Annotated in this window: 1 protein-coding gene; it reads right to left on the bottom strand. The window is 43.4% G+C overall.

All coding sequences use genetic code 11. From position 1 onward, the window contains the following. Positions 1 to 792: uracil-xanthine permease family protein (locus A3739_RS03765; protein ID WP_304440250.1), on the bottom strand; the 792-nt coding region annotated here is incomplete at its 3' end. Between the last annotated feature and the right edge of the window lie 6 nt (positions 793 to 798).

Raw genomic sequence — 798 nt, 5'->3', positions numbered from 1 at the left:
AGATTCAATCGCCGTAATAAGATAAATGAAAGCTACAGGAATAAATGCTTCAACATCAAAGCTAAACCCATATTTAAACGGCGTTGGTATCGCAACCAAATCCATATCGGCAAGCATAGAAAAATCGACCTTACCCATAAACCAAGCGGCAATAAAACCGATGATCAAACCGTAGAAAATCGCGCCAGAACGCAGTATCGGCTTAGAACTTTGATTCAATATGATAATAATCAACAACACTGAACCGCCAAGGGCTAGGTTTTCTAAACTACCTAAATCTGGGGCTTTAAAACCACCAGCCAGATCCGTCATACCGACTTTGATTAAATAGAGCCCAATCGTGGTGATAACAATGCCTGTCACTAGAGGGGTCACAAACACTTTAAGCTTGTGTAAAAACTGGCTTAGAAAAATTTCGATAAATGCGCCAAGGAAACAAACGCCAAAGATCAAGCTTAAGATCTCATCAGGACCACCACCTTTACCTTTCGCGATAAATCCAGCCGCTAAGATAGAGCTTAAAAAGGCAAAACTAGTGCCTTGAAGAGCCATCAAGCCCGAACCTACTGGGCCAAAGCGTCTAGCTTGTATAAACGTTCCTACACCCGAAACGATAAGTGCCATGCTTATAAGATAAGGTACTTCGGAACCTAATCCTAAGACACCGCCAATAATTAAGGTGGGCGTGATAATTCCAACGAAGCTTGCAAGCACATGCTGCAAGGCGGTGAGTCCTGCGACGGGCGCAGGCGGTCGATCATCTATGCCATAGATGATTTCTGAATTCGTCATGCTACT

It is taken from the genome of Oleiphilus sp. HI0067 (genome assembly GCF_001635735.1).
Note: the sequence above shows the minus strand (reverse complement) of the source record. Positions and strands in the feature narration are given on the sequence as shown.